The 7,613-nt window shown below is 70.4% G+C and carries 8 protein-coding genes; 3 read left to right on the top strand and 5 right to left on the bottom strand.

What is annotated here, in order from left to right:
* Positions 1 to 82 precede the first annotated feature (82 nt).
* Positions 83 to 2,017, bottom strand: coding sequence for an asparagine synthase (glutamine-hydrolyzing) (asnB, locus tag AB0M83_RS42685; protein WP_364526614.1), 1,935 nt, complete (start codon positions 2,015 to 2,017; stop codon positions 83 to 85).
* Between the two features lie 185 nt (positions 2,018 to 2,202).
* Between asnB and AB0M83_RS42680 the strand changes: the two genes are divergently transcribed.
* The gene (locus AB0M83_RS42680; protein WP_364526612.1) at positions 2,203 to 3,147 is read left to right on the top strand and encodes a cytochrome c oxidase subunit II; all 945 of its coding nucleotides are present in this window, start codon (positions 2,203 to 2,205) and stop codon (positions 3,145 to 3,147) included.
* Between the two features lie 92 nt (positions 3,148 to 3,239).
* Positions 3,240 to 3,659 (top strand): cytochrome c oxidase subunit 4, encoded by a 420-nt coding sequence (locus tag AB0M83_RS42675; protein ID WP_364526610.1) that lies wholly within the window; start codon positions 3,240 to 3,242, stop codon positions 3,657 to 3,659.
* Here AB0M83_RS42675 and AB0M83_RS42670 read toward each other — a convergent pair.
* Positions 3,607 to 4,536: a DMT family transporter gene (locus AB0M83_RS42670; RefSeq protein ID WP_364526608.1), complete on the bottom strand. Its 930-nt coding sequence runs from the start codon at positions 4,534 to 4,536 to the stop codon at positions 3,607 to 3,609. The genes AB0M83_RS42675 and AB0M83_RS42670 overlap by 53 nt on opposite strands.
* A gap of 83 nt (positions 4,537 to 4,619) precedes the next feature.
* On the opposite strand from AB0M83_RS42670, the gene AB0M83_RS42665 reads away from it, so the two are divergent.
* Positions 4,620 to 5,573: a helix-turn-helix domain-containing protein gene (locus AB0M83_RS42665; protein ID WP_364526616.1), complete on the top strand. Its 954-nt coding sequence runs from the start codon at positions 4,620 to 4,622 to the stop codon at positions 5,571 to 5,573.
* Positions 5,574 to 5,674: 101 nt separating this feature from the next.
* Here the strand turns inward: AB0M83_RS42665 and trpD are convergent, their stop codons facing one another.
* The 3 genes from trpD to AB0M83_RS42650 form a co-directional block, all read right to left on the bottom strand.
* Complete coding sequence (trpD, locus tag AB0M83_RS42660; RefSeq protein ID WP_364526606.1) at positions 5,675 to 6,709, bottom strand: anthranilate phosphoribosyltransferase; 1,035 nt, start codon at positions 6,707 to 6,709, stop codon at positions 5,675 to 5,677.
* A gap of 5 nt (positions 6,710 to 6,714) precedes the next feature.
* Positions 6,715 to 7,125 (bottom strand): hypothetical protein, encoded by a 411-nt coding sequence (locus AB0M83_RS42655; protein WP_364526604.1) that lies wholly within the window; start codon positions 7,123 to 7,125, stop codon positions 6,715 to 6,717.
* A 63-nt stretch (positions 7,126 to 7,188) separates the two neighbouring features.
* Positions 7,189 to 7,602, bottom strand: coding sequence for a ribonuclease E inhibitor RraB (locus AB0M83_RS42650; protein ID WP_364526602.1), 414 nt, complete (start codon positions 7,600 to 7,602; stop codon positions 7,189 to 7,191).
* Positions 7,603 to 7,613: the final 11 nt, after the last annotated feature.

The following is a 7,613-nucleotide window of genomic DNA, read 5'->3' as shown; positions in this document are numbered from 1 at the left end:
TGTCTGGTTTTCAGAAGTGTGCTATTGCGATCTCCGGCATCTATGACCGGCAAGGAGGCCTTCACGGCTTTTCGACGGGCTCTCAGAGCTTGACCGGGTACACCGGCTCCGGGATCTCGGGCTTGATCCGGTGCTCGACGAAGATGCCGTGCCACAGCATGAACACGATCAGCGCCCACAGCTGGCGGCTGCGGTCCAGCTGGCCCGCCTTGTGCTCCTCCAGCAGCGCCAGGATCGCCTTCTTGTCCAGCAGCTCCTCGGTCTTCGAGTCGCTGATGATGCCCTTGGCCCAGTCGTACATCTCGTTGCGCAGCCACAGCCGGATCGGCACCGGGAAGCCGAGCTTGCGGCGGTTCAGCACGTGCGCCGGGATGATCTTGGCCAACGCCTGGCGCAGCGCGTACTTCGTCGTCCCGTGGGCGAGCTTCTGGTCCAGCGGGATCGACGCGGCGACCTTGAACACCTCGGCGTCCAGGAACGGCACCCGCAGTTCCAGGGAGTTCGCCATGGTCACCTTGTCGGCCTTGACCAGGATGTCGCCGCGCAGCCACGTGTAGAGGTCGACGTGCTGCATGCGGGCCACCGGGTCCCAGCCGCGCGAGACGTCGTACCAAGGCGCGGTGACGTCCTTGAAGCCGACGCCTTCCTGATACGTGCGAAGGACCGCGCGCAGCTGGTCGTCGCGGAAGTTGCGGGCGTTGCCGTAGTAGCGGTCCTCCAGCGGCAGCGCGCCGCGGCGCAGCAGGTCCTTGCCGCGGGTGCCCTCGGGGATCTTCGTCGACACCTTGCCGATCAGCTTCCGCATGCCACCCGGGATCTTCTCGAACGGCGCCAGCGAGATCGGCTCGTTGTAGATCGTGTAGCCGCCGAACAGCTCGTCCGCGCCTTCGCCGGAGAGCACCGCCTTGACGTGCTTGCGGGCCTCGCGGGCGATGAACCACAGCGGGACCAGCGCCGGGTCGGCCACCGGGTCGTCGAGGTACCAGACGATGAGCGGCAGCACCTCCATCATCTCGTCCGCCGTCACCGTCCGGACCACGTGCTTCACGCCGATCGCGGCGGCCGACTCGGCGGCGACGTCGACCTCGGAGTAGCCCTCGCGCTCGAACCCGGTGGTGAACGCGATCAGGTTCGGGTTGTGCTCCTTGGCCAGCGTGGCGGTGGCGGTGGAGTCGATGCCGCCCGAGAGGAAGGCGCCCACGGTGACGTCGGGGTCGGAGATCATGTGCTTGCCGACCGAGTCGCGCATCACATCGGCGATGCGCTCGTACAGCGCTTCCGCCTCGGCGGGGCCGTTGACCGGCTTCGTCGCGAACTGCGGGTGGAAGTAGCGGGTGAACTTCACCTCACCACCGGGCACCACCTCGAACGACGTCCCGGACTCGACGCGGCGGATCGCGGTGTGCAGCGACTCCGGCTCGGGCACGTACTGCAGGACCAGGTAGTGCTGCAGGGCCTTGCGGTCCAGTTCCTGCGCGACGCCGAGCGTGTCCGACAGGTCCAGCAGGCTCTTCTTCTCGCTGGAGAACGCCACCCCGCCGGGGCCGGCCGAGTAGAACAGCGGCTTGATCCCGAACGGGTCGCGCGCGCCGAAGACGCGCTTCTCCTGGGAGTCCCAGATCATGAAGGCGAACATGCCGCGCAGGCGCTTCACCCAGTCGGCGCCGAGGTAGTGGAAGCCGGCGACGATGGCCTCGCCGTCGCCCTCGGTCTCGAACTTCGCCCCGTGCTGCCCGGCCAGCTCGGCCCGCAGCTCCAGGTAGTTGTAGATCTCGCCGTTGAAGTTCATCGTGTAGCGGCCCGGCGCCTCCGGCGGGCCCCACACCAGCGGCTGGTGGGCGTGCTCGACGTCGATGAAGGCGAGCCGGTTGAAGCCGTAGACGACCTCGGCGTCGGCCCACGTGTCCTGCTCGTCGGGGCCGCGGTGACGCTGGCAGCGCATGGCCGCGCCGACGGCGTCACGCGCGTTCGCCGCGCCGGTCTCGGTCGCGCAGATCAGTCCAAGCAGGCCGCACACGGGTACTCACACACCTTCAGGGGTATTCGCGGGGCTGGGGAGCGCCCAGTATGCCGGGCGGCCCGTGGCGTGTACCACGCGCGTCGATGGTTACCCCTTGGTCAGCGCGGAGCGTGAACTCGGCTAGGCTCCGGCCTGTCACAAAGATCTGTCGTAGGAGGCTCTGGGTGAAAGGGCGAGGCGCAGTGGGACAACCCAAGCGCACCCTGGGGAAGCGGACCGTGCGCGTCGCCGCGCTGGCCGTGCTGGTCGCGCTGACGGCGACGGGCTGCTCCGGCGACGAGATCCTGCGGTTCGGCTGGCCCGTGGGTGTCACGCGGCAGGCGAACGAGATGCGCACGCTGTGGACCTGGACCGTGGTGGCCGCGCTGGTCGTCGGCGCCATCGTGTGGGCCCTGATCTTCTGGACCGCGACGTTCCACCGCAAGAAGAAGACCGCCGACGGCGAGCCGGAGGAGCTGCCCCGGCAGTTCCAGTACAACATCCCGCTCGAGCTGTTCACGGTCGTCGTCCCGACGATCATGGTCTGCGTCCTGTTCTTCTTCACCGCGACGACGGAGTCGAAGGTCCTGGACAAGATCCCGAACCCGGACGTCAAGGTCCAGGTCGTGGCCTTCCAGTGGAACTGGGAGTTCAAGTACGAGGACGCCAACGCGGCGAAGCCCGACGGCAGTGGCCAGGTCAGCACGGTCGGCTCGTCCGGCGAGATCCCGCTGCTGGTGCTCCCGGTCGGCAAGGTCATCCAGTACGACCTGATCTCCACCGACGTCATCCACTCCTTCTGGGTGCCTGAGTTCCACTTCAAGCGGGACGTCATGCCGAACCCGGACAAGAACAACCAGGACAGCTCCTTCCAGAACACGATCGACCGCGAAGGGTCCTTCGTCGGCCGGTGCGCGGAGCTGTGCGGCACCTACCACTCGGTGATGAACTTCGAGGTTCGCGCGCTGTCGCCGGACAAGTACGACGCGTACATCGCGCTGCGCAAGCAGGTGAACCCGGCCACCGGCCAGACCTTCACCGCGTCCGAGGCGCTGGCGAAGATGAACTGCGGCGAGCTGTGCACCCCGCACGCGGTGACCACCCAGCCGTTCAACACCGACCGCACGGCGCGCACCGCGTCCAACTGACGCCCTCGCGGCAGTAACATCGGGGCTTTGCCCCGGCCGGGGGCTCCGCCACCCGGACCCCCCAAAGCGGATAACAGGAGTAGGAAAAGACCATGAAGGTCGAAGCCCGCATCTTCTTCATCGTGGCGATCTTCGCCGTGTTCATGGCGGCCGTGTACTGGGTGTGGACGGCGCTGGCCGCCACCCACGGTCCCGAGCCGGTGGGCATCGTCTCGCTGTTCCTGACCGGTGGCCTGGCGTTCCTCGCGGGCAGCTACATGCAGTTCGTCTCCCGCCGCATCGAACCGCGTCCGGAAGACCGCGAGGACGCCGAGATCAGCGACGGCTCCGGCGAGCTGGGCTTCTTCAGCCCGGGCAGCTACTGGCCGATCGCCATGGCGGCCACCGCGGCTCTCGCCGCGCTGGCCCTGGCGTTCTTCCACATCTGGCTGCTCGTGATGGCGCTGGTCGCGCTGCTGATCACGATCGGCGGGCTGGTGTTCGAGTACCACACCGGTCCGTCGCACGACTGACCTCGGGTTTTCCTGACTGGCCGCTGCGCTGTGGACTCAGCGCGGCGGCCAGTACTGCGAGCATCCCCAGTGCCTCCGGCCAGGTCGGGCGGTGGCCGTAGAAGGCGACGTCCACCAGCACCGCGACCACCGGGTAGAGGTAGGACAGCAGCGCCACCGTCGTCGTCGGCAGCTTGCCGATGCTCGCGTACATCAGCACGTACATCAACGCGGTGTGGACGGTGCCCAGCAGCACGAGCCAGAGCAGCTCGCGCGGGGCCGTCGGCAGCGGCGTGACGAGCAACACGGGCGCCAGCAGGACCGCGCCCACCGTCGTCTGCACGGCCGCGAGCAGGTGCGGCCGGATGTGCTTCAGCTGCTTCGCGACGAAGGACGCGCCGGCGTAGAGCAGGGCCGCGCCGAGCGCGAACCCGATCCCGGCGAGCTGGACGGGCTTGCCGTCCTCGCCGTGCGCGGACAGGGAGATCAGGGTCACGCCGCCGAACGCGATCGCGGCCCGGGCCAGGTGGCTCTTGGCGACCTTCTCGCCGAGGAACGCCGCCGCCAGGCCGACGAGGATGAGCGGCTGGGTGTGGTAGACGACCGTGCTGACCGAGATCGACGACAGCGCGTAGGACGCGAACAGCAGCACCCAGTTGCCGACGAGGAACAGCCCGCCGAGGACGGCCAGTCCGAGGTCGCGCTTCGGGGGCCGCCAAGCGGGCAGCCAGCCGCGGGCGAGGCACCAGAGCACCAGCAGCGCCCCGCCGACGAAGCAGCGGGCGAAGGCCACGGCCGGCGCGGCCGCGCCGCTCTCGAGGACGACGGCGCCGATCGTGCCGGACATCGCCATCGCCGCGGACCACTGGAGCAGCGGGCGGGTTTCGGAATTCGTCATGGCGTCCAGGTTCGTCCGGTCGTCCGCGAGCGACCAGTGTCAGAGATGACAACGGCCGCAAAACTTGTGACATGCTGGCCGGCATGGACGTCAACCGGGTCGCGGTCGTGCTCGCGGATCACGTTTCGCCGTTCGAGCTGGGTGTCGCGTGTGAGGTCTTCGGCACCGACCGCAGCGCCGACGGCATCGAAGGCTGGGAGTTCGGGGTCTGTTCGCCCGCGGGGGCCCCGGTCTCGAGCTGGTCGGGCTTCGGGCTGACCGGGCTCCACGGCTTGGACTTCGCGGCGTCGGCCGACCTGCTGATCGTGCCGACGTGCGCGCCCCGGACGGTGGCGCCGCCTGCGCCGGTGCTGGACGTCCTGCGCGACGCCGCGGCCCGGGGCGCGTGGGTGGCGGGGTTCTGCGCGGGCGTGTTCACGCTGGGCTACGCGGGCCTGCTCGACGGCCGGCGCTGCACGGTCCACTGGGTGTACGAGGCGGAGTTCCGCGCCCGGTTCCCGACGGCGGCCGTGGACACCCAGGCGCTGTACGCGGACGACGGCGGCGTGCTGACGAGCGCGGGCACGGTGGCGGCGGTGGACCTGTGCCTGCACCTGGTCCGGCGGCTGCGCGGCGTGACGGCGGCGACGACGCTGGCGCGCCGGATGGTGGCGGCGCCGTTCCGGGCGGGCGGTCAGGCGCAGTTCGTCCAGGCGCCGGTGCCCGCGGTCCCGGACGACTCGGTGGTGGCGGAGGCGCTGGAGTGGGTGGAGCGGCGGTTGGACCAGCCGTTCACGGTGGCCGAACTGGCCCGGCGGAGCGGACTGGGAGAACGAACGTTCCTGCGCCGCTTTTCGGCGGCGACGGGCACGACGCCGCACCGGTGGTTGACGGAGCGCCGGCTGGACCGGGCCCAGGCGCTGCTGGAGGAGGGGCGCCTGTCGGTGGAGGACATCGCCGTCGCGTGCGGCTACGCCTCGACGGCGGCGCTGAGGCACCAGTTCAGCCGGCTACGGGGGACGAGCCCGACGTCGTACCGGACGGCTTTCCGCGGGTGACCCGAGCGCCCCAATGTGGCCTTCGGTGCGTTCAACGCACCCAAGGCGGCCTTCGGTGCGTTGAACGCAACCAAGGCCACATTGGGGCGCTCAAGCCGGGGTCAGGCGAAGGCGATCCAGCGGTCCAAAAGCGCCGCCGCCGCGCCGGAATCGATGGCCTCCGCCGCGCGGGTCAGCCCGGTGCGCAGGTCGTCCTCGAGGGATCCCGAGAACCCGGTGAACGCCGCCAAAGCCGCGGCCGCGTTGATCAGCACCGCGTCCCGCACCGGTCCCGGCTTCCCGCCCACCAGCTCGCGGACCACCTCGGCGTTCGCCGCCGCGTCGCCGCCGCGCAGGTCCGAAGCCGTCGCGCGAGGGATGCCCAGCACGGCCGGGTCGAAAGAGCGCGAAGTCACCTTTCCGTCCGACACCACCCACACCGTCGACGTGGTCGTCGTCGTGATCTCGTCGAGGCCGTCGTCGCCGCGGACCACCAAAGCCGTCGTCCCGCGGCGGGCGAACACCTCCGCCAGCACGTGCGTCTTGTCCTCGTACGCGCAGCCGATCAGCGCGCTTCCCGGCTGGGCCGGGTTGGTCAGCGGGCCGAGCAGGTTGAACGTCGTCGGGATGCCGAGCTCGCCGCGGACCGGGCCCGCGTGCCGCAGGGCCGGGTGGAACGCCGACGCCAGGAAGAACCCCACGCCCACCTCGGTGAGGCTGCGCTGGACCTCTTCCGGGGGCAGTGAAATCGTGACGCCGAGCGCCTCCAGGACGTCCGCCGCGCCGGACTTCGACGACGCGCTGCGGTTGCCGTGCTTGGCCACCGGGGCGCCGGCCGCCGCCGTGACGATCGTCGCCATCGTCGAGATGTTCACCGAGTTCGAGCCGTCGCCGCCGGTGCCGACGATGTCGACGGCGGGGCGGTCCAGCTCGACCCGGCGGGCGTGCGCCAGCATCGTGGCCGCCATCCCGGCGATCTCCGCAGGCGTTTCGCCCTTCGAACGCAGCGCCACCGCGAACCCGGCGATCCGGGCCGGGCTCGCCGCGCCGCTCATGATCTGGTCCATCGCCCACGCCGTGTCCTCCTCGGACAGGTCGACGCGTGCGACGAGCTGCTTGAGCAGCGGCGGCCAGGTGCGGGGGACCGGGGTGGTCACCGGGCTCAGCCGTTCACGACGGGGACCCGTCGCGCGCGCAGCACGTCGGCGACGGTCTCCGCGGCGGTCAGCGGGTCCAGCGGGTGCACCAGCACGGCGTCCGCCTGCGACCACGTCGCCAGCCACCGGTCGTCGCGCCGCCGCACCGCCACGACGATCGGCGGGCACTCGGCGATCTCCGCCTTGAGCTGGCGGCAGAGGCCGATGCCGCCGGTCGGCTGCGCCTCGCCGTCGAGGATCGCCAGGTCGACGTTGCCGGCGTCCACCTCGGACAGGACGTCGGCGATGCCGTCGGCCTCGACGTAGTCCACGCGGGCCAGGTCGGCGGCGGGCCGCCGGCCGACCGCGTTCACGATCGCCTCGCGCACCTCCGCCTTGTGGCTGAACACCAGGACCCGCATCGACTGCTCGGCCATTTGAGCTGCCTCCGTCTCATCACCCGCACGTCTGCCGCCCGATCGTATCGGCCGAGACCGACATCACGCGGGCGCCTCCGGCTGGAGAGCCTCCCAGCCGGGCGCGTCGCCGCCCAGCCGCTGCGCGAGACCGGCCATCCGGGACCGTTCCTGGGCGCAGTGGAGCGCGTCGAGCACCTGGACGCGAACCGCGTGGACCCGCACGAGGCCCCCTTCGGGTGACACTTCTCGCAGCTCGTAGCCGTCCTGGGTGAGGATCGACGCCGCTTCGGCCAGCCGGCTCGGCGGAAGCAGCAGGTGGTGCCGCAGGACGGCCGGTGCCGTGCTGACCCAGGCGGGTGAACCGGCGAGCACGGCGGAGTCCGCGACAGCCGGGTCGAAGGCCTCGGCGACGATCTTCAACCCGGGCGTATCAGACGTCAGACCGGCGGTTTCGTCCTTCTTGAGCAGGTCACGCAGCCGGTCGAGTAAACCCATGAGTAGCTCTC

Source organism: Amycolatopsis sp. NPDC051106, assembly GCF_040682775.1.
Taxonomy (GTDB): Bacteria; Actinomycetota; Actinomycetes; order Mycobacteriales; family Pseudonocardiaceae; genus Amycolatopsis.
This window is presented reverse-complemented; position numbering and strand designations above follow the sequence as displayed.

What these genes read in the sequence shown, in the direction of transcription:
- AB0M83_RS42675 (WP_364526610.1), top strand. Translation starts at nt 3,240, where the DNA reads ATGAAGGTCGAAGCCCGCATCTTCTTCATCGTGGCGATCTTCGCCGTG.
- AB0M83_RS42670 (WP_364526608.1), bottom strand. Translation starts at nt 4,536, where the DNA reads ATGACGAATTCCGAAACCCGCCCGCTGCTCCAGTGGTCCGCGGCGATG.
- AB0M83_RS42665 (WP_364526616.1), top strand. Translation starts at nt 4,620, where the DNA reads ATGGACGTCAACCGGGTCGCGGTCGTGCTCGCGGATCACGTTTCGCCG.
- AB0M83_RS42655 (WP_364526604.1), bottom strand. Translation starts at nt 7,125, where the DNA reads ATGGCCGAGCAGTCGATGCGGGTCCTGGTGTTCAGCCACAAGGCGGAG.
- AB0M83_RS42650 (WP_364526602.1), bottom strand. Translation starts at nt 7,602, where the DNA reads ATGGGTTTACTCGACCGGCTGCGTGACCTGCTCAAGAAGGACGAAACC.